The organism is Acetobacterium sp. KB-1 (genome assembly GCF_003260995.1).
Classification (GTDB): Bacteria; Bacillota; Clostridia; order Eubacteriales; family Eubacteriaceae; genus Acetobacterium; species Acetobacterium carbinolicum.
On the sequence record NZ_CP030040.1, the window covers coordinates 922117 to 944409 of the forward strand.

Consider the following 22293-nt stretch of genomic DNA (forward strand, 5'->3'; position numbering starts at 1 on the left):
TTAAATTTTAATTATTAGTAAATACTGCAACTCTTTTTTCAAGCATTGCAGACATTCCTTCTTTCTGATCATCTGTATCAAATAATAAAGAAAATTCAGCCGTTTCAGCTGTCTTACCAGCTCGAATACTCTCGTTAGCTGCCGTATTGATTACAGCTTTTGCTGCAGCTAAAGCGCATTTAGGTTTTGATTTCAACAATTGCGCAATGTCCATTGCTTTTGTATAAATAGCCTCAGCTTCAGCAGCATCTGCTACTTTCTCTGCTGATCTTGCTCTATCTTCTGCTTGTTTTAATAAAACTTTGTTTTCCTCACAAGATTTTTGAGCTATCAGTGCAGTTTGAGCGGAGGTTACTTCTTCATCCAAGGTAGCATTTCCTGTAACATACCAATTAATCAGACCAATTTCATAAGCAAGCTTACCTGGTATCTTCTCATTAAGCATTATTAACTGTTTCGCCTTTGACGGTCCAATTATTGATGTTATGCGAGCACAGCCATGTGCTCCGGGGATAATGCCAAGACCAACCTCCGGTAAAGCTAAAAGTGTTCGTGAGCCCCCTACTCGAAAATCACATGCTAGAGCCAGTTCTAATCCTCCTCCCAACGCAAGACCATTTATTGCTGCGATAGTAGGGATTGGCATACTTTCCAATTCATTATTAATATCAATTGCTACTGTGCAAAATTCTCTTGCCTTGCGTGGCGGAAAATCAGACATTTCTTTTACGTCTGCTCCAGCCACAAAAGATCTACCAGTGCCGGTTACAATCAGTACCCGAATGGACGAATCAAGCTTTATTTTTTCAAGCTCATTTAATATTTCTTTGCTAATTGTGCTGTTTAACGCATTTAGAAATTTAGGTCGATTAATTCGAATTGTTGCTATACCATTTTCCTTTACAACAGTAATATTACTCTCTTCCATAAATAATTTCGTATGAAATACCCAAAGTGATAGTCATACTTTTCCTTTCATCTTATTCTTTTTTACATGGCAACAGTGCTTTATCTCATGCACATGGCGCTGTAACCTCACTTTATAGCAATTAAATATCTTCCCACATCGATCAAAAATATCTTTTTTACTCATTATTGAGCTATAACCATAATGACAAATTTTTTATTACATTCATAAAAATTACTCATTTCAGCTGGAATAGCGCTTTTTTCCGCTCACTGAACCTCCTTCTAGTCTTGATATATTAAAAACAAAGGGCTGTTACATCTAAAAATCTCATTTCTAAATAAAGCAATTTAATAATTAAGATATTTTCTTTTCCTCTTAGCGATTTGAAATAATAAATTCATTCAGTAAATTGGGATTGTATCTGTGGTTCACATATTTTTAACATTGCAATATGAAGTAATTTATATATTAGCAATTTATATGCCAACTTTTATTCAAAACTAAATTATGACAATGTACAATTTAATAATCCTGGAGCAAAGCGATTTATTTCGAATCTGCTCCTTCATAATGCTTTATTACTGTTTGCATATTTTATTTTTTATAAGACAAATTGATACACTAATGTCAATGCCTCTGAACGAAGTTGAAACAATTTGACACGCGTTCATGTCCCCGATTATTTTACGGAGATGCTGATATCACTATAAAATAACGATGATTTTCCACCAATCGGGTAGGAGGCTGACCATTAATTGATCAACCGACCTCCCACACCACCGTACGTACCGTTCGGTATACGGCGGTTCCAAAGTTTACACGGTTACTTGCAGATAATAATCATAAAAGTTGGGATATCCTGCCCGCTTCAAGCGGTCATTAGAAAGGGTTCTCAGTAAGATTGGGCTATGGGCGGTTCGCCAATAGCCTTTTCTTGTGTTTGCCCACATCCAGGCCCGTTCTTCATCCAGTCCCAATTTCTTGAGATTGATAAATCGGGTTTTCACTTTCTTCCATCGTTTCCAGACAACCATCCGGATCCGGCTTCTCATCCATTCATCCAGCGGTTTGAGGATCTTTTTCATATCCGCCAGCTTGAAATAATTGACCCAGCCCCGCACGATTTGCAGCAGTCTTTCTTTTCGTCTCTGAATTCCCATCCCATTACTGCGTCCGGTAATCTGTCGGATTTTATCCTTCAGCTTACCGATGCTCTGGGGGTGAACTCGCAACCTTCCCTGTCCCCGGTAGATATAGAATCCGTATCCGAGAAATTTTACTTTTGTGACGTTGGCCACCTTTGTTTTCTCCCGATTTATTCGAAGAAACAATTTCCCTTCGATAAACGGTGCGATGTTTTTAAGGGTTCGTTCGGCAGCTCTCCGACTTTTGCAGAAAATCATCAGATCATCCGCATACCGGACAAAACGGTGTCCACGACGTTCCAGTTCCTTGTCACATTCATTAAGCATGATATTACCAAGAATTGGGCTGAGTGGGCCGCCTTGCGGTACGCCTTCCTCACTTCTCTCGAACACACCGCCTGACATCACGCCAGCGTTTAAATATTTGTGGATCAGGGAAATGACCCGACCATCTTTGATGGTTTCAGACAGAATCTGTATCAGTCGACTGTGATTGACAGTATCAAAGTACCGCTCCAGATCCATATCCACGACGTATTTATATCCGTCGTGGATATTTTGCTGGCATTGTTTCAGGGCACCTTGGGCACTGCGCCCCGGTCTGAATCCAAAACTGTTGTCTGAGAATTGTTGCTCGAATATCGGCGTCAACACCTGCATGATTGCCTGTTGGATCAGTCGATCCACAACAGTTGGGATTCCTAATTTTCGTGTTTTCCCGTTATCTTTTGGTATTTCTACCCGTCTGACGGGGTGTGGTTTGTATTTACCACTTCGGATGGCTTCAATGAGTTCATTCCGGTTTTCTTTCAGGTAGGGCAGAAGTTCATCCACCTGCATCCCGTCAATTCCACCTGCACCCTTGTTTTTCTTCACCTGCTTATAGGCCAGGTTCAGATTATCCCGGGTTAAAATCTTCTCCAGCAGTCCATCCATCTGCTCGTTTGTGTTGGTGATTTCGGTTTCAATTATCTTTGGTGACGCACACACGTCTGCATATCTTTTCTGTTCCGCAGATATCTTTTGCAGATCGTCTTCATTTTGAAGTTTTCTGTGTTTTATTTTATCACCGTCAGTAATCTTCATTGATCTTCACCTCCTCTGGTTCAGCCCTTCCTTCGACATCTAGATTGTCTCCGTACTATGGCTTCGGCTGACTTCTCACGATAAATCTTATTTCAACCGTGTTTCATACTCTGTTTCCACACGTCCGTGAGATCTCCCTGGGTAAGAACGCAATCTTTCCTTCCATCTATCTGCCACATTTACACCATCAACTTCCGGGTAGTTTTAGGGCTTTGGTTTGCTTAGCAACCTTACCCAGTTGATAATGCCTGATGTGATTTCTGTTCGTCAGACCGGAAGTTTGCCGCCGGCTTCCTTCAGATTCCCCGTCGCCGGGGACACCCTTGCCTTAAGCTATTCACTTGGCACTACCTACCCGTGCTCGGGACTTTCACCCGTTAGATTGCGCCCATGCCGGGCGACTAAAAAAAGCTTGTAATGACAGTGAAGTCATTACAAGCTTTTTATGAGAATATCCCAATATTCGAGTTTATTTATTAATAGGGTGTTTTTTCAAACGACGATATAATGTGCTTCTCGAAATACCTAGTATTTCTGCCGCTATTGTACGGTTTCCACCGGCCTCTACTAACGCCGTAAGAATCTTATCGGACTCGATTTGGTTATATTTATCTATAACTGTATTTTCTTCCCATATCGCCTCATGATCTTGACGAGTGCCGATTGTAGTGTCTGCTACTAAAAAGTCTTCACCTTGAAGTAGTCTATTAACCATTTGTGCGTTAATAAGGTTCTCTTCTGATAACACTACCAGCTTCTCTACTAAATTACGTAGTTCTCTTACATTTCCAGGCCATGCATATTCTCTAAACAAATGATATGCATCTTCAGCAACTCTGTGATGACTACAATAAATCTTATTCAGTAGTGAAACGAAATGATTAACCAATGGAATAATATCGTCTTTCCGTTCTCGTAGCGGAGGAATATTAAGAAAAATGACTCCAATACGGTAAAGCAGATCCTCTCTGAAGCTATTATCCTTCACCATTTGTTTAAGATTCTTGTTAGTCGCTGCAATAAAGCGAACATCAAGCTCAATCGTTTTTGTGCCACCTACTCGCGTAAACTTGAGGTTTTCCAAGACACGAAGAAGTTTTACCTGCAGATCAAGCGATATATCTCCAATCTCATCCAAAAAAACCGTGCCACCATTAGCACTTTCTAACAAACCTTCATGTCCTGAACTTAGTGCTCCAGTAAAGGCGCCTTTTTCATAACCGAATAACTCCGACTCCATTAAGGCGGGTGACATTTGGGGTATGCAAACAGCAACAAATGGCTTTTCACGACGATCACTGTTTTCATGAATGACCTTTGCAATTATTTCCTTACCTACACCTGATTCTCCTGTAATCACCACACTAGCATTTGTTGGGGCAATTTTTACCGCATTTTTAACAATTTTACTCATACTTTTGTCTGCAAAAACATGAATGTTATCATTTTTAATAAGGTAATTATATAGCTGCTTATTTTCTTGCTTATAATATTCCAAATGGAGCCGCATTTTATCAATTTCTTTTAAAAGTTCATGAGGTAGCACACTATATGTTACTACATATTCTAATTCACCCTTAAAATCTTTTATAATTTTACTCTCGGAATACACCCATTGGTCATCGATCGCATGAAAAAACTCTTTTGCGTCAGTTCCTTCAGAAAATGCTCTTTCACTGGCTGATGATTCATATAATTTTTCCTGGATTAACTCTGTAGAACCTTTGCCCTCAACATCAGCGGGTTTTAGCTTTAGACCTTTCAAAAATTCTTCACTAACAAAAACAAACTTTTTATCCGGTCCACGGACTGAGATAGATATCATCTCAGAAAGACTTTCCACCAACATGCGATTAAACTGCTCAGAATCTCTATCACCAATATTATAATAGTTCATGTGATCACCGAGTAGAATACCCGACATTCCCCTCCTTTTGTTCTAAACCTAACTGTTTGCTTTTATTAATTTTATTATTCAGTCAAAGCCTTAAAAAGTGAAATTAAAGTCAAACCGTCGTATCTAATAAAGGGCAAAGGCTTTAATTTAACCTCTTGCCCCGTTGTTGTATAATCAGGTTAATAAAAACGGTGCTGAAAATTAACGACACATTTTGTTGTTTCAAATATCTGATTTTAAATTTGAATGAATAACCAGGTGAGTGGCTCAGTTAGCATTATTCAAAAACTGGATGCGGTATCTTTTCCACATCAAAGGTTTCATTTCGATACTCTTCATTATAGTAAGGAAACGGTGCAACCGTTGCGCGTATCTCAAGCTGTGATGTTTCTGCGGTACCCCAAATCACTATCAGTTCCTTGCCTTCAATTGCATAATCCTTCTCAACAAAAGCCAAAGAAATCATTTTTTGATGATAATAGTCATTTGTTCTTCCTGCGGTCATACCTACCATATTTCCGTTATTTAAAACCTTGCTGATCACAAAAGGTGCTTCCCCGCCATCACCGACACGCGTAATCTCTTCAGCAGTTGCTTGCTTTGTTCCATTAAACTGCGTTGCAAAAACTTTCCCAATATCTTCAGAATTCCATTCCAGTGTCACACATTTTTTAGGCGGATTTTTAGCAATTTCCTGAAGCGCTGTTTTCCCAATGAATTCATGATCATAGTTAATTAAATATTCCCAAGCCACATCAAACGGCGTTACAAAGGCATTTTCAGAGTTGTCGCTTGCACTTCCAAAGAATGGATATTGTTTGTGACCTTCAAAAATATATGGACACGTCTCAATATATTTCAACAATTGTTCGCCGCTGGAACGCCAAGGATACCAAAAATGAATCCATTGATTGGGATAACCACCCTGGGTATGGCTTCTACAATAATTACTGACGCCTTGGCGCTTTAAACCAAATTCTGCTCCGGCTGCTACTACTGCATCATAAACAGCATCAGCATGATCAGTGCTGCCATGAATTTCGTAAGCCAGCGCACCAGACATCCCAAGTCTCACTATTGTTACGTCAGTACCTGCGATTTTTATATTTTTTCTTCCTGCAAATTTTATGTCATGTAAATCAGTTTGTGAAGCTTTCTCCATAATTTGCAATGATTTTGGGCCGTCAATCTGGTAAAAATACTCGTCAAAAACCCAATTTCCAGTCACATTCATACCTAATGTATCGACATAAAATGATACAATCGGAGCCAGCCAATAGGTTCTAAAGGTATCTTCTCCAGTTCGGATTATTAAACCGTCTGCCAACAGCTGACCTCTATCATTACACATTAAGGCGTGTCTTGACCCACCGATTTTTAGTTTTTCGAAATCCCGGTTAACGCAGACATAGTTGAGTAACTTAACGGCATCCGGCCCAGAAATATCATACACCGGCGAACAATTTAAAAAGCAACCAAACCACGCTGATTCTCGACAGGCGAGCATTTCATCCTCACTGGATGTGAATGCATAGGGATAAATCCCGCCGTCTTTTCCCCAATTAATCAATACGGGGCAATCTTTATTTACTGCACTGTCAATTGTAAACATCGCACTTCCTCCTAAAATTGTTTTTATCAAAGTAATTACCTTTTATGCTTTCATTATAGTGCTTTTTTTAATTCTTGAGAAATGCCAATATTAACGGGATTTATGTCAATAAAGCATAAATAACTTGCCAGTGCACTTTTTTACTGATATATTCAAAATAAAAACTGGAGGTACCACTTTGAAACTGCACTATATTGAAGAGTATCTAAAACTGGCTGAGACGCTTAATTTTTCAAAGACAGCTGAAATAATGTATATTACCCAACCTGTTCTTAGTCGACACATTGCAATCGTTGAAGCAGAAATGGGAGCCAAACTTTTGCAGCGCAATACCAGACATGTCGTACTCACTGAAGCAGGAAAAGTGGCATATGAAAATTTTACTGCTATGCTTACGCAATACCATATTGCACTTGAACAGATAAAACTTCTCACCTCCGGTCAATTAGGGAGCCTTAAAATCAGTAGTCCCTACTACTACACATCTGATTTTACCGAACCAATCGTCGAACGTTTCTCTTTGGCTTATCCAAAATGTGATGTGCAAATATTATCCTGTCAACCGATTGAAGGTCTTAAAAGTCTGCTGACGGGAAACAGCGATCTTTTTCTCACAACTAACACTGGTTTGACGGCGAATAGCGAACTTCGGCAAATACCTTTTGCTTCTGAAATACTCGCTGTTTTACTTCCTTCTATGCATCCACTTGCCAATCAGTCATTCATTAATCCGACAGATTTAGTCAACGAAACCTTTATTTTTTTAGACAACAACGCCGGATATCGAGATTTCAATGCTGAAATTCTCTCAATCTTTGTTCGTTTCGGCATTTCGCCAAAAAAGACTATTTTCACACAACAAGTCGATACACTGGGTCTTGCTATCCGTAAAACTGGAGGCATCAGCATTATGCCATATAGTGTACGTCATATGGATAGAGATTATATTAAAACTATTCCGCTTATAGGGCATGAATTTATCGTGAAAATGTGCTTATATTACCGCTATGACAACTCAAACCCTCTTATTCATAACTTTATCCAAACCGCAATAAAAACTTTTCAAAACAAGGAAGAATCGTGAGCCAAAAGAGCATCAATTTGGCGAAAAATTCAAAAGTTATCCATACAATCCTTTTTAATACAACTTATTATTTTAAGCCATTGTTACACAAAAATTATATGACTTTCCTTGCATAAAAGGTTATTAATGCCTATAATTTTTACATTTCATCACATAATAAGTGGTTTACTGTTTCGCGCGCTTTGCGTACGAAACAGACTCAAGTCTATAAGGAAAAAGACCCGGCAAAACCAGATCTTCCTCAGTATTTATCGCAATCTCTAAGTTGATTGGAGTTTCGCCAATCGTTCTTTGTTTTTCAAGCAATTAATCATTCGCTTCGTATGAACTTACTTTTCTTTGACCGGAAAAGTCAATGAAACATTAATCCATCCTAACACCCAGCCAAATAACCCCATTATTATAACCCATATCAGACTTGTGAAAATAACCCAGTATGGGTTTTCAATTGGTCCGACCTTAGTGTAGTAACCGGCCGTAAAATATACCCCCAAAAATAAGCTGAGACCGTTAAATACAGCTAAACCATGCTGGGACTTTATCCATCCAGTAACAAAGCAAAAACATAAATAGGGCTTACTGAACAAATCAAAAATCGCTTAAATGCTGACTTTGAGGCATATTTTTAGTATAATAAGTGCAAAGATAATTACTTTTTTACCATAAAACCCTTGCAGATGGAGGTGCCTTATGTATATCAGAAAGACGGACCAAATCAAGTTTTCGGATGATTTCTTTCTTCCTTTCGGAGGAAAACTTAACAAAGACAACCGCTGGGTCAAACTGGCGGAGATGATTCCGTGGTCTGATTTTGAGGATGCCTACGCCAGGAACTTTAAATCTTCAACGAGAGGCGAAGAAGCGTTCTCAGTCCGGGTTGCTCTGGGAACACTGATTTTGCAGACCCGTTTAAAACTGGTTGATGCTGAAGTGCCGTTACAGGTGATGGAAAATCCCTATCTCCAGTATTTTCTGGGCTTTGACGGTTTTGAAGATACCCGCCCGCCATTTGATGCATCACTGATCACGCACTTCAGAAAACGCTTTACGCCAGATATTCTCATGGAGATCAACAACATGATCGCCATGAAGGAGTTTGAAGCTGTAGAAGACAAAGGCGAGGATGATGATCATCACGATGCCCCCGGCCCATCAGAACCATCCGATGAAGGAAGTCAAATCAGCTTTTCTAATATCCCGAAGAAAGGTAAACTGATTCTTGATGCAACCTGTGCGCCAGGTGATATCCGCTTTCCCACCGATTTGCGTCTTCTCAATGAGGCACGTGAAAAACTTGAAATGATGATTGACGTTCTGCATACGCCGGATATCGCTCTTGTTGCCAAACCCCGAACTTACCGCAATAGGGCCCGAAAAAACTATCTGTCCATCGAAAAGCAGCGCAAAAAGCGCAGCAAAACAGTCCGTAAAGCAATTCGAAAACAGCTGGGGTATGTGAAACGGGATCTGGAATACGTCGAGACTTACCTGAAAGACGCTGCCAGAGCCGAACTTCTGACAAAACGCCAGCACAGCGAACTCGAGACCATCCGAAAGCTTTATGAGCAACAGAACACCATGTATGAGACGAAAACGCACTCTGTCCCAAACCGGATTGTGAGCATCTCACAACCTCACATCCTGCCAATTTTCAGAGGAAAAGCCGGCTCAGACGTTGAGTTCGGGTGTAAAGTAATGACAAGCGTTGTTGACGGCTATACCTTCATTGAGAAGCTTGACTTTGAGAGTTTCAATGAAGGAACTTTATTGCAGGAAGCGGTTTTATAATACCTGATGCGCTTTGGCTGTTATCCGGAGGCGGTGTTGGCAGATTCAATCTTTCGTAACCGTGAGAACCTGGCCTGGCTGAAGCTTCGGGGCATTCGAATCAGTGGCCCGAAGCTGGGGCGCAAACCGAAAGTGGTATCTTCTGAAGTTAAGCAAGTGGAACGTGCCGATAATGGCGAGCGCAACACAATCGAAGGCTCTTATGGTGTCACTAAACGAAAATATGGCTTTGGCCTCGTCAGAACTAAACTTGAGGACACAACCAAAAGCGCCATTATTTTACAGTTTCTGGTAATGAATCTGAACCGGAGGATGCGGTTCTTTTTGTCTCAATTTTGGATTCGTTTCATCGACTTAATGCAAGCTGTAAATTTGGTTGCTGGTTATGGATTTCAATCCGTTCAGTAAACCCTACTTAAATCTCATGGCCCAGTCGTCAGGCTTCTTCAAAAAAACCTTGATGAGCCGCATTGGGCGTGCCTGGACACGAAATGTAAACCATATAGCGGCCATTTCCTGCATACTGATCAATGCAGCGTTTAGCTTCAGCTGCTCCCTTTTCGTAAGTAATATCCGTTGAAAAAATTGGTGACTGGGAGTCAGCCCCACCGTGAATAACAAACTCCGGATATTTCTGCTGGATGGCTCGAAAATTATTGGAAGGCTGAGCTGGGAAGAAACTCTGGATTCCAATCTCAACAAAATCATCAACCAGAAGATCCCATTTTTCACAAATATGTTGTTTTGCAATCATTCCGTTATCTTTGATCGCCTGAATAATTCTGGCATGATGTTCTTTAAACAGTTCTCGGTAGGTATTAGGTGAGATCATCGGACTGATGACTGAAGCAATATCATCCATGTAGGTAAAAACATCAGGTATAAACTGAGCAGCTTGTGCTATTATGCGGTATTTAGAGATTTTGCGTAATGCCTTCACTATTAATTGGTTTAAAACGCTTGCCTTGCAACTAAATATTTCCTTTCATTGGCCATTTTATCTCCGCTCCATCTTTAAACCGGAAATTGACTTCATCCTTGGAGAGAACAACCGTCTCTAAAATAGTCCGACGCCAGAGGGTTTCATCAAACTCTGAGAGAAGCTGATCCTGCTGTTCAAGGATATCCAGAAAGGCATGAATCTGGCTTTTTCGAGCTTTTCGTTTTCTGATTTCCTCGGATAATGCCATATGGCGATTGCGAAGTTTATCATAGCTCTCAGCATAAGCGTTATAGCGGCGCTGGTACTCATCTTGGTCCATCGCAATCCGTGTGTTTTCGTTGACAAAGGCATCAACCATCATTTCGATGGAGCTACAATCTTCATCAACTTGCTTCAGTTCTTCTTTTAAGTCCTGAGAATCGGTTAGCTTCTCAATCAAAAGGCGGTAATTCTCAAAAATCTCGGCTTTATTCTTGATGAGGTGATTCATGACCTCCACGAACAGTTTTTTAATGGTTTCATCGTACAAGTGCGGCGTGATACATTTATCTTTTTGTTTAAATTTTTGATTGCACTGCCAAACAATACGCTGATATTTACTGCCAGCGTGCCAGACTTTACTGCCATATGCGCTGCCACAATCGCCACAAATAATTCGAGTGGAGAAGCAACTCTGACTACTTGTATAACCGCCTTTGGATTTTCTTCTGGCAAACTCCTCCTGCACCAAGCCAAAGGTTTCTGGGGGAATGATCGCTGGGTGGCTGTTTTCGACATAATACTGGGGAACTTCCCCTTCATTAGTCTTTGTTTTTTTAGTTAAAAAGTCCGTCGTATAGCGTTTTTGCAATATTGCATCGCCCTTGTACTTCTCATTTTGAAGGATGCTAATCACCGTTGATACTGACCATTTTTCTCTTTTTGTTGGGGTAAGGATTTTTAACGCCATCAATTTTTTGGCAATAGCTGAAGGGGTGTAGCCTTCCAGAAAGAGCTTATAAATAAGTCGTATGGTCGTTGCTTCTTCTTCAACTATTTGCGGAAGTCCATTCTCTCCTTTAACATATCCTAGGAAACTCTTGTAAGGTAAGGAAATATTTCCGTCTGAAAAGCTCTTTCGTTTCCCCCAAGTCACATTTTCGGATATTGAGCGGCTTTCGTCTTGAGCCAAGCTTGACATAATCGCGATTAATAGCTCCCCTTTGCTGTCGAGGGTATAAATATTTTCTTTCTCGAAGTAAATTTCGATATTTTTTTCTTTCAGTAATCGAACATTTGTCAGCGTGTCAACCGTATTTCTGGCAAATCGTGAAACTGATTTAGTAACAATTAAATCGATCTTGCCATCCAGAGCATCTTTTATCATACGATTAAATCCATCTCGCCTTTTAGTGCTGGTTGCTGAAATACCCTCATCCGTATAGACTTCTACAAAATCCCACTCTTCTTTACCTTTGATATACTTGGTGTAATAATCAAGTTGAGCTTCAAAACTGCTTTGTTGTTCTTCTAAATTAGTGGATACTCTGGCGTATGCAGCCACCCGCTTTTTTCGGGAATTAACTTCTTCAATCTGATTGAATAACTCAGGTGTTGCCGGAATAACCGTTACTGATCTTACATTTCTTGCACCATTCAATTTGCCATTCCCCTTTCCACTATCAGACTTTGTCGTTCTCTGGCTTCCTGTTTTTTCTTCTCATCCCAGCTTTCTTTTCTGGATTTATGACTCCAGGTTTTCTCTAAAATCTGGTTATCATTAAAGACAAAGAGTAGCTTGAAGTCATCCGGTACCCGTATTTCTTTAATCTTTTCGCTAAAGACCACTTCATCAAAATGATCCAATCCCAAAACTTCTGCAGAAACATCCATGAGAATCTCTTCTGGAATCTGAATGGTATGGCATACTGATTTTCCAAAGTGCAAATAGGTTCGGCAATTCCAATAGGTGTAGCCATGGGTTACTTTCCGGTTATAATGTTTGCCACATTTATCGCAGACAATCTTTTGAGTAAAGGGATATACAGGCCTTTTCTTTTTACCAGAAGACTTTCTTCTGCTTGCAAGAATCTCTTGGGCTTTATCAAATGTCTCCTGATCGATAATGGATGGATGGGTGTTTTCTGCATAATACTTGGGTAGTTGGCCCCAATTAGTGACCAGTTTTTTAGATAAGTGGTCTGAAACGTATTTTTTCTGAGCAAGCGAGTTGCCAGCATACTTCTCGTTTTTTAATATTTCTCCAACTCTTTCAGGCGTCCATATGCCACCTCTGAGTTTTTCTACATCCATTTTTCTTAGCTTTTTAGCAATCAGATTGAAGCCCTTGCCACTCAGGTAGTCATCAAAAATCATGCATACTATTTCAGCCTGGTCCTCAGCAATCTCAATCCCATCTCTACTAATCCGGTAACCGTACATGAATCTGAGATTAACCAGTTCGCCTTCCTGAAAGCCCTTTCTGATTCGCCATTTGCAGTTCTCGCTAACCTGAAGACTTTCCGCCTGCGCAAAAGAAGCGAGGATAGTGAGCATCAACTCTCCATCCCCGCTTAAACTATAGATATTTTCTTTTTCAAAATAGACTTCAATGCCAAGACTGCTGAGCTCCCGGACTACTTCTAAAAGGGTTAACGTATTTCTGGCAAATCGTGAGATTGACTTGGTAATAATCAGGTCAATCTTATGATTTCTGCAATCAGCCAGAAGCTTTTGAAATTCTGCTCGCTTATCCTTGGTTCCAGTTGCGGCTTCATCTGCATAAACACCGACGTACTCCCAGCCTGGATGGTTTTGAATAAATTCACTGTAATGACTGATCTGAGTAGACAATGAATGAAGCATCGCATCTTTTCCGCTACTGACTCTGGCGTAAGCAGCTACCCGTTTTTTGTCTGGCAGTTTTAACACTGATGGTTCAATTTTAATAATTTTTCGCATTATTCCACTCCTTTCCAGCTGTGATGTTACCTCGAATGTTGATACAAATCAAGTTATTAAGCCATTATAAGCTAGAAATGATGGGACAATATTTTTCAAGTAACCACTCTTTTATTTGCTTGAATTCATCATCGGTAAGCAGCCCTTCAGTCAACAATACTTTTGAAATACTCATCGAAATGTGATAATTCTTTTCTTGCTCCAACTGTTCTTTTGTCATTGATTACCTGGCCTTTCTCCAAATCGATGTTTGATATAACAGTCATGACTGCAAAACTTGCGTTTAGTGTTTCCATAGCTTTTAAAGGTTTTTCCACATTCAAGGCAAACCTGGGAATAATAGGATTTTCGTTTGATTTGTGATTCGTTGGTTTTCCACCAAAGCCTTCGACAGTTTTCAGAGCAAAACTTTTTATGCCTGCCTTTGGATTCCTGTTTGAATGGTTTACCGCATTGTTTGCAGGTATCTTTTTCATCTAGAACAGCTGTAGACTTTTTAATCATGTCTTTCCCTAGATTATGTCGCCGACAATAGGATTTGACGGTATTCTCTGAAAGATTAAGATCATCTGCAATCTTAGAATAACTGATTCCAAGAATACGAAGTTCGTGGATTTGGTCCTTTTGTTCATTTGTCATCATAAGCCTCCCATAAAAAAAGAAGGCAGTGATTTAGTTATCACAACCTCCTAAAACGCTATTACTTTGTATTATCTTCACCGTCTTCATTTTCATCAATTGTTTGGGCGCCTGTTTCATTCTCCATCTGGGTACGAATATTCTGGGTCAGTTTTTCTAGAAATGCTGGAAATTTGACGTTCATATCTTTCATATTTTCTAGAATGCTGATGATTTCATTACAAATGAGCCAAACCGCGACAAAGGATGCGATGACAAAATTGACATGCGCATCTACACCAATATACTGACTGGCATAAAGAAGCGTGTAATCAAGAATTGCCCCAACAGCAATCAGATAAAACAGACAGACTTTTTTCATAATTCCTCGAAATCCTTTATAACTAGAAACCTTGTCTCCCCGATACTTTGCGGCCATCAACCCGGTCACATAATCGAATGATGCGAGGACAAACAGCAGTAAAACCGGAATGGCAAGAATTCCTAACCAGCCGGATAAAACGGTAAAAGCAAGTACAACAACAACTTTCAACTTTTCTAAATATTCCATTTTCTTTCTCCTTAAAATTATTTTCTATATTTAAAAAAGAACCCGAAGGTTCTTAAATTAAATTCCACTGTTCATTATCATAATAGTAGGCTTCAACTTTTTGAGCCAAATTGTTCGAATTACCTTTAAATACATCCGAAACCGGCATTTTAAGTTCAATCCCGTTTTGATTAAATAACTCAACCTTCTTACCTGATCGTAAACTTGCAATCTGCAGATGGTTCTGCTCAAGCTCTACATCACAAGCCATTTTAACGACCTGGTTGGTCAGGTAATAGCCGCCGAATGATAAAACATCTGGACCATATGCGAGCATAAAACCCTGTCGATATCGCTGAACACTTTCAGTCGTAATGGTTGTCACTTCGCTTGTGACCGAATCAAATTTATAAATGCCATATTCATAAAATACATAAATATCTGTTCCAATACTGACCGCCTGACAATAAATAATGCTTGCAGGCATTGTTGCTACAGTCAGATAGGCCCCAGTTAATGTATCATATTTCACAATTTTGGTGGAAGTCGTGCCGTATCCACCACAAATAAAAATATCTGTTTCAATGACAACACAGGACATCAAAGCACTATCACCATATGGCCATTCAGAAATTGCTGAGAATACTTTTGTTTCCATATCAAAGCAAAAAGCAGTTTCAACTATTGATGAGGAACTTGTGGTCTGATAGCCTCCGAAGAAATATATTTTAGTCCCGACTGTTGCAAAGCCAAAGCCATGATAACCAAAGCCTTCATTAAGCGGAACTGTTAACCCGGTATCGCTTAAAGTGTTTGCGATCACATCAAAGCAATAAACTTTATTGGTAACACCAGAAGAATTCCGGCCACCGATCAGAAAAATTTCATCGTCAAGTTGTCCGGTAGCGTGCTGGTAAATTCTATCGGTTGGCATACTGACACCGCTTGAAGTCGTCAGACAGGTGATCAGATCATAGATTAGAATTTCTGGACTCTCATCATATCCACCGAAAAGGTAGACTTTTTCATCAATTCTTTCTGCACTTAAATTCCGTCCACTGCAAATCACACTATCTGCTGTGGCGACAGGATTAACTAATGTTGCCTCATTTAAAACGGTACTGATATCGGTATTGATAATAATATTGGGTGGAAGCGAGGTTTTAACCCAAAGTTTTGTCAGATCTTCAGGAGCAGTGTCACCAAAGTGAATATTAAATTCAGCACTGGCATTGGTACCAATCTGTAAGCTGTCGATGATTCCAGAGTAGCTGCTTATAGGTGTTCCATCAGGGATAGACTGACCTTTTCCGATCAAAGACGTTTTAATATTTGAAAGATCAGCAATTACCTGATTAATATTTTGACTTAAGGTATTACTCGCCATTTAATGCTCCCTCCAGTTGGTCATTGAGTGTTCCAATTTGAGTTGTTATGGTTTCAAGGCCTGATTCAACTGTAGAAAGTCTGGTGCCAAGTGGGTCAAACCATTCAGCTTTGTCTTCTTCCGTGAAATAGTCGACGCCTTTTACCGGCGAATAACCAGCTGGACCGGTATCACCCTGGTCCCCTTTTGGGCCTAATGCGCCGGTTTCACCCTGTGGACCAGCTTCACCGGTTAATCCTTGAAGTCCTTGTTCGCCTTGTGCACCATTTTCACCGGCAGGGCCTTGAATCCCAGGATCGCCTTGATCTCCTTTCGGCCCCTGTAATCCGGTTTCACCTTGTGGTCCAGTCACACCAGTTAAACCTTGGAGCCCTTGCTCTCCTTTTTCACCAGCAGGCCCTTGGATACCAGGATCACCCTGATCGCCTTTAGGCCCCTGTAAGCCCATTTCACCTTGTGGTCCAGTTTCACCAGTTAAGCCTTGAATTCCCGGATCACCTTTTTCTCCAGCAGGACCTTGAATACCGGGCTCACCCTGATCGCCTTGATCTCCTTTTGGACCCTGTAAGCCTGTTTCACCCTGCGGTCCAGTTTCACCTGTTAATCCTTGGAGCCCCTGAATCCCTTGGTCACCTTTTTCACCAATAGGACCTTGAACACCAGGCTCGCCTTGATCGCCTTTTGGGCCTTGAATCCCAGGTACACCTTGCGGACCAGTTTCTCCGGTTAGTCCCTGTTGTCCCTGAATTCCCTGTTCGCCTTTCTCACCAGCAGGTCCTTGGATACCTGTATCTCCTTGAACACCTTTGTCGCCTGTTGGACCTGTGGGACCTTGAATACCGGTCTCTCCTTGATCCCCTTTTGGACCTTGTGCACCAGTTTCTCCCGGTGGCCCTGTTGCACCTGTTAATCCCTGAATTCCAGGATTTCCTTGAGGACCAGCTTCACCAGGCATCCCCTGTGGACCAGCATCGCCCTTTTCACCAATAAATTCTCCTGCGTCGGCGCGCTCTACAATGAGAAGTGCTTCTTCACTGGCTTGTTCTGCAGTTTCTGAAAGACTTAACATTTGCTGCTCCCATTGAGTCAGCAATGATGGACCGATAAGTTCCTGGGATTCACCATTGATGGATTGTGTTATTTGAATCAAGCCCTTTGCGCTCTGCCAGACTGAAATGTCTGGATCTGTTTTACATTCTAACTGGATTTCAAATGCCAATCGTCCAGAAAATTGAGTAACCGTAGCTGTTAAAAGCCATTTAAAACTGATCACATTATCTGAGATTTCTGGCCGCATCAGAATCCGGTCAGTATGGCTGCCAATCTGAGTCTCGACATGAATATTGAAGTCTTCAACATTGAGTCCATCGTTTACTAAAGGGATCGAAAACTCTAGACACTGAACCTGATGATCATACTGGCTGATGCGAATGGCATCATAAATAAGTGCTTTATCTTTGATAGTAACTTTGTATATTTTCATTTTCATCAACCTCCATTATTCATTTAATATTCCGGCCATTCCGGCCATTCAGTAACAGTTTCTACAACTTCCCAGTTTTTAATAGTAGCTATATTCAAATCACTCTGTGTAAGTTTTAAAAGATTAGTTGCTCCAAATCCGATTTGCAGTGTTTCCTGTCCGGTTCTATCCATTAATCCATGGAGGACATTTATTAAACTGGATTTTGTTAAGTTTGGGCAGGGAGTCAAATCAATTGCTACATTTATATTGACTAAATTGAGTTCTCTTAGTCTACTTGTGAAATCAAACATTCCTATTCCCCAATAAGCATTTTCTAAATCTAAATAAGGAACAGAAATCAATGAATAACATTCTGAAAAAATTGTTTCAATTCGATAGGCACTTAGCTTAAAATTAAATTCGTTGGGAATAGCTTGAAGTTTTTCGCAACCAATAAAAAATCCTCTCGGATATTCATCTAAGCTCGAATCGAAATACGGTGTTGCACCGTTTAACAAATCAAAATAGGCAATATCGGTCCACAGCAAGTTTGTCCATTCGAAATCAATGCCATCAAAGCAGTAATAACTTTCACCGGTTTCAAGTTCATGAGGGTACACATATGATTCGCTTGGAAAAAACATCGTCCAGACAACTTTTGTCTCGGGATATACTTCACTTTGACGACTATTTGAATAATCCCAAATATGATCAGCTGGTACATTATCCCAATTAAGCTCGTATGTGGAACCATCTGAAGTAACGACCGTTCCCACATCGAAAAATATGTCATTAACCAGATCTGTAGAATAATGCATTCTGAGATAACCGGATTGACCGCCTGACAATGCTTCCCACTGGCTTCTGGCCCAGACCATATCTGCATTAGGCTGCCAGTGATATTCTTCTTCTGGCCAGACAATCCGCCCATTTATCATGGCTTCAATAATGTTATGTCCATTGGCATATAGGCTTCCAATCTCACGGTTATTAAATCGTATTCCCATCTTTGCCTCACTTAGAAACGTATTTTAAATATAGGGTATTGTCTTCCATCACTTCCGGGTATTCTTCTACACAGACCCATTTGCCGTAATGTTCCGAAATATAAGTATCAACTGCTTCAGGCACAGTATCATCCACGACTTCTTTGATTTCTTCATTCTTTAGCTTAGTGATAGTCGATTCAAAATCGGTTGAAATCCGGCCCAACTCAGCTACATTCTTTTCGGGGGAATCCGGATAAGTAATCAGCTTAACAATCTGGTGTTCAATCTCAATCCCACGAATCCGGTCAATCAGCGTTACCTTATCACCAATGGAGATAGATAAATCTCCATATTGATCTGGCAAAAGACTGGCCAGATCGACAACTGATGCAGTATAAACCCGATTGGGAATTGATAAAGCTTCTATCTTTTTAGTAGCCGCAGCCAAGAGTTCTTCAGCTATTTCATAACGTGTATCAACCCATACATGTGTGATCACTTTGGAGGTATACTGGAAGTTGTCTACATAAGCGCGGCCAGAGTTAATCTCTTCGAAAGTAAGACCTTCTTTGCCAAAGGCATAAAGGCGGGTCACCAGATCGCAGCTATCTCCTCTAAGCTCACATTCCTTGACGTTTAATTCATCGGAGAAATAAACCCCTTTATTGCTGTAACCAGAAATGGTAGTAACCTGGATATTTTTGCCAATACAATCGTATCTGAAAACTACTCCATAGGCCTTTTCTACCTGCTCAAGCAGTTCCAGGGTTGTTCCGGATTCAAAAGAAAAGTTTTGAATTGTGGAAATATTAGCACCTGAAAAACTCCAACCGAGACTTCCCAGAACTTGGCTTAAGACCATTGACAAAGTCGCATCTTCGATCAAGAAATTGTAATAACCGTCAACCGAAAGATCGGATAAATCCAGCTGGCAGCCAATAATAGTGGTTTGTCCACGTTCATCAATACTTTTGATCACATATCGGTTTTCGTCAGTCAGAATCAGATTTTCTTCAACCAGATATTTATAAAGGGGGTGTCTAATATAAATTTCAAAAGAAAGGGTATCTTGACCGGTTTGAAGAAGCTCAGTGAGATACAATTCTCTATACTGGCTTAATTCTCCGATTAAGAGACCGCTTTGATTATATAGATTCATAAATTGCTCCTTAGGTCACTGAAAGTATTAGGCAATCAAATGTAAAAATAGCGCTGTAATGATGTGTTGAGATGGCTGATATTTGAGTGCCAATTAACATACAGTCAAACTGTCTGCCATCAAGTAAATGATTATTGATGGTGATCACACACTTCTTAAGCACCTTTTTAAGGGCTTCAATATCCGAAAGCTTGGCATTCTTAAAATAACAGACCAATGTGAGCTGACTAAAATCTTCTTTTGAATCAAAGTAGATAGGAAGGTCTGCATTTTCTGGCCAGAAGTATGAAGGTTTGTAATCACCCGGTGCATACTGGGAACTGGCATAGGAAGCGTTGAAACTTTCCAGTAAAACGGCTCCACTACTATTTTCAATTTCACAAACAGCCATCAGATTTTACCTCCCCGTAAACTAAATGCCAGGTCTTTAGAAACAATTGGGGTCAAGGAATGGCCAACGGCTTTTTTATCCAGTTCAACAGTCGTGTAAATATAGATGGGTGGAACATTCCCTGCGCCAGTCGCTTCAATTGCCTGACTGGTTGACCTGCTTGATCCGGTTTGCATATTGACATCCAAAGTGGTCGGGACGGCCTGAAGCATATCAGTTGCAACTTTATCCATAGCATTCACAAAACCGATGCCAACACCTGCCCCCATATTTTCACCAATGTCCTCAAAGACGGTTGACGGAGAATGAATGCCTAAAAGATCTTTGACATTGTCGACCACCCCGCCAAAGAAACCTTTTACTTTTTCTTTAATCCATTGCCCCATTGAGACAATCCCGTTCCATAAACCTTTAACCAGGTTAATGCCAACATCATAAATGGCTTCAACGGCCTGACCAAATCCTTTTACCAAAGCAATGATAATCTGTGGTAAGGCTTCGATGAGTTTGGGAATGGCTGTAATCAGGCCTGTAATTAAGGCGATGATCAGGTTAATTCCTGTTTCAATCACCAGAGGAAGGTTGGAAACAAAATAGTTGATAAAAGATTCAATCAGCTGCGGCAGCGCTTCAATTAAAATCGGTAAGGCATTAATCAATCCCTGTGCCAAACCAGTGATGAGGGCTAAGGCTGCTTCAAGCAGTAAGCCAGCATTATCAATCAGGGTTTGGGCCATCAGCATGACACATTCAACAATCTCAGGTACTAGCTCCGGCAGCGCCTGAGCAATCCCCTCAATTAAGGTTGCAACCATCACCATAGCGCTTTCAAGAATTGCTGGCAGATTATCAAGAATCCCCTGAACCAGTGAGAGGACTAGTTGGAGTGCCCCATCCGTTAGCTGTGGAAGAGCTTCTAATAAACCTTCGAGTAATGTAAAAATAAGTTGATTGGCGGTATCGATGAGCATTGGCAGGTTCTCAAGCATTGCTCCTCCAATGGCTCCAACAATCTCCATGCCAACCTCAATGACCTGAGGCATATTCTGCAGAAACATATTTGCCAGTCCGCCGACCGTCTCGCCGATCACTTCAGAAATTTTATCAAAATCGCCACCCGCTTCCTGGAGTCCTTTGGTAAATTCACCAAGAAGGGTAACGCCATCGTCAGCAAGGAGTTGCAGTTGTGGAAGTAGGACTGTCCCAAGCGCGTTTTTAGCAGCTGAACTGCCAGCGTTCAAGCGCTGCAGAGTATCATCAAATTTGCCAAGCTGAGCAATGGTTTCATCACTCATCACAGCCCCCATTTGTTTGGCTTCATCGGTTAGTTCAGCAATACCAGCTGAGCCTTGAGCAATCAGGGGATTTAATTCCTGGGCGGATCGTCCAAAAATCTCCATGGCCAGAGCATCACGCTCAGCACCTTCTTCCATTCGGCCAAGCGCATCGATTGTTTCCCAATAGACATCTTCACCGTTTCGAAGCGTCCCATCGGCGTTTGATACAGAAACACCCAAACGTTCATAAGCAGCAATCATATCTGCAGAACCATCCCGGGCTGAAGACATGGACCTTGTTTGTTTGGCCATGGAGCCGGTCAGAGTTTCCATGGAAACATCCACCAGTTCAGCCGCATACTGATAGGCCTGAAGGCTCTCAACCGATACCCCGGCAACAGTAGAAGTGGTGATCATTTCATCAGCATAAGCAGCAGCACCGACAGTCATATCCGTTAGGGATTTAGCAGAAGAAACCGCCGCCGCGCCAACGGCGACAAAAGCTGATCCCATGGCAATGCCAACCCCTTTTAGGATCCCGCCGAGCGAACTAAATTTATTTGAAGAATTATCGGCCTGGTTACCTGCCCGGTCAATGGCCTTTTCAAATTGACCAGCTTGGCGCTCGGCATCATTAAAGCCATCTTCAAGCCCATCCAGGGCTTTTTCATTTTTGTTGACTTCATTTTCAAGCTTATTGAGATGGGCCTTGGCGTTATTAAGCTGAATCACCCAGTTTTGTGTCCGGCGATCATTTTCACCAAAGGAGGTAGCAGCATTATCAAGTGCCTTTTCAAGGGTTTTGATCTTGTCCTTTTGGGCATCAATGGCTTTATTTAGCTGTTCATTTCTGGCGGTTACTGCTTCAAGGCTCTGATCCTGTTTATCAAACTGGGATTCCATCAGTTTCATTTCGCTGCCTAAAACTTTGAATGTTCGATTGATATCCTGCAGCGCATTCTTAAATTCTTTTTCGCCTTCAATGCCAATTTTCAAGCCGAAATTATCTGCCAATATTGATCACCTCCTGATTTTGGGCGTAAAAAAAACAT

17 protein-coding genes and 1 pseudogene are annotated in these 22293 nt (G+C 40.9%); 2 read left to right on the top strand and 16 right to left on the bottom strand.

Annotated elements, in window-relative coordinates; genetic code table 11:
• Positions 1 to 7: 7 nt before the first annotated feature.
• From DOZ58_RS04270 to DOZ58_RS04285, 4 genes are all read right to left on the bottom strand, one after another.
• Positions 8 to 928 (bottom strand): enoyl-CoA hydratase/isomerase family protein, encoded by a 921-nt coding sequence (locus DOZ58_RS04270; RefSeq protein ID WP_070372596.1) that lies wholly within the window; start codon positions 926 to 928, stop codon positions 8 to 10.
• A 797-nt stretch (positions 929 to 1725) separates the two neighbouring features.
• Positions 1726 to 3141 carry a group II intron reverse transcriptase/maturase gene (gene ltrA, locus DOZ58_RS04275; protein WP_111887172.1) on the bottom strand — a complete coding sequence of 472 codons (1416 nt, stop codon included), beginning with the start codon at positions 3139 to 3141 and terminating at the stop codon, positions 1726 to 1728.
• 469 nt (positions 3142 to 3610) lie between these two features.
• Positions 3611 to 5065 carry a sigma-54-dependent Fis family transcriptional regulator gene (locus DOZ58_RS04280; protein ID WP_111887173.1) on the bottom strand — a complete coding sequence of 485 codons (1455 nt, stop codon included), beginning with the start codon at positions 5063 to 5065 and terminating at the stop codon, positions 3611 to 3613.
• 250 nt (positions 5066 to 5315) lie between these two features.
• Positions 5316 to 6650 carry an aminomethyltransferase family protein gene (locus DOZ58_RS04285; RefSeq protein ID WP_070372598.1) on the bottom strand — a complete coding sequence of 445 codons (1335 nt, stop codon included), beginning with the start codon at positions 6648 to 6650 and terminating at the stop codon, positions 5316 to 5318.
• Between the two features lie 178 nt (positions 6651 to 6828).
• On the opposite strand from DOZ58_RS04285, the gene DOZ58_RS04290 reads away from it, so the two are divergent.
• Positions 6829 to 7734, top strand: a complete 906-nt coding sequence (locus tag DOZ58_RS04290; RefSeq protein WP_070372599.1) for a LysR family transcriptional regulator — start codon at positions 6829 to 6831, stop codon at positions 7732 to 7734.
• Positions 7735 to 8424: 690 nt separating this feature from the next.
• Positions 8425 to 9930 (top strand): annotated as a pseudogene (locus tag DOZ58_RS04295) (IS5 family transposase).
• A 28-nt stretch (positions 9931 to 9958) separates the two neighbouring features.
• On the opposite strand, the gene DOZ58_RS04305 reads toward DOZ58_RS04295, so the two are convergent.
• The 12 genes from DOZ58_RS04305 to DOZ58_RS04355 all read right to left on the bottom strand — a co-directional run bounded on the left by DOZ58_RS04305 (position 9959) and on the right by DOZ58_RS04355 (position 22255).
• Positions 9959 to 10384 (bottom strand): uroporphyrinogen decarboxylase family protein, encoded by a 426-nt coding sequence (locus DOZ58_RS04305; protein WP_111887176.1) that lies wholly within the window; start codon positions 10382 to 10384, stop codon positions 9959 to 9961.
• A 109-nt stretch (positions 10385 to 10493) separates the two neighbouring features.
• A complete protein-coding gene (locus DOZ58_RS04310; RefSeq protein ID WP_111887177.1) occupies positions 10494 to 12104 on the bottom strand; it encodes a recombinase family protein in 1611 nt (536 codons plus the stop codon).
• Positions 12101 to 13405 (bottom strand): recombinase family protein, encoded by a 1305-nt coding sequence (locus DOZ58_RS04315; RefSeq protein WP_111887178.1) that lies wholly within the window; start codon positions 13403 to 13405, stop codon positions 12101 to 12103. Before DOZ58_RS04315 ends, DOZ58_RS04310 begins: the two co-directional genes overlap by 4 nt.
• A 64-nt stretch (positions 13406 to 13469) precedes the next feature.
• Complete coding sequence (locus DOZ58_RS19235; RefSeq protein ID WP_371414192.1) at positions 13470 to 13625, bottom strand: SHOCT domain-containing protein; 156 nt, start codon at positions 13623 to 13625, stop codon at positions 13470 to 13472.
• Positions 13622 to 14047 carry an RNA polymerase subunit sigma-70 gene (locus tag DOZ58_RS19240; RefSeq protein ID WP_371414193.1) on the bottom strand — a complete coding sequence of 142 codons (426 nt, stop codon included), beginning with the start codon at positions 14045 to 14047 and terminating at the stop codon, positions 13622 to 13624. Before DOZ58_RS19240 ends, DOZ58_RS19235 begins: the two co-directional genes overlap by 4 nt.
• A 58-nt stretch (positions 14048 to 14105) precedes the next feature.
• Positions 14106 to 14594, bottom strand: a complete 489-nt coding sequence (locus tag DOZ58_RS04325; protein ID WP_111887180.1) for a phage holin family protein — start codon at positions 14592 to 14594, stop codon at positions 14106 to 14108.
• Positions 14595 to 14646: 52 nt separating this feature from the next.
• Positions 14647 to 15960, bottom strand: coding sequence for a kelch repeat-containing protein (locus DOZ58_RS04330; RefSeq protein ID WP_111887181.1), 1314 nt, complete (start codon positions 15958 to 15960; stop codon positions 14647 to 14649).
• Entirely contained in the window at positions 15950 to 17443 is a 1494-nt protein-coding gene (locus DOZ58_RS04335; RefSeq protein WP_204355471.1) for a hypothetical protein, read from the bottom strand. The genes DOZ58_RS04330 and DOZ58_RS04335 overlap by 11 nt, the downstream gene beginning before the upstream one ends.
• 23 nt (positions 17444 to 17466) lie before the next feature.
• A complete protein-coding gene (locus DOZ58_RS04340) occupies positions 17467 to 18432 on the bottom strand; it encodes a hypothetical protein (protein ID WP_111887183.1) in 966 nt (321 codons plus the stop codon).
• 7 nt (positions 18433 to 18439) lie between these two features.
• On the bottom strand, positions 18440 to 19573 hold the full coding sequence (locus DOZ58_RS04345) for a phage tail spike protein (RefSeq protein ID WP_111887184.1): 1134 nt from the start codon (positions 19571 to 19573) through the stop codon (positions 18440 to 18442).
• A 10-nt stretch (positions 19574 to 19583) separates the two neighbouring features.
• Positions 19584 to 19964 (bottom strand): hypothetical protein, encoded by a 381-nt coding sequence (locus DOZ58_RS04350; protein WP_111887185.1) that lies wholly within the window; start codon positions 19962 to 19964, stop codon positions 19584 to 19586.
• Entirely contained in the window at positions 19964 to 22255 is a 2292-nt protein-coding gene (locus DOZ58_RS04355) for a phage tail protein (protein WP_111887186.1), read from the bottom strand. Before DOZ58_RS04355 ends, DOZ58_RS04350 begins: the two co-directional genes overlap by 1 nt.
• Between the last annotated feature and the right edge of the window lie 38 nt (positions 22256 to 22293).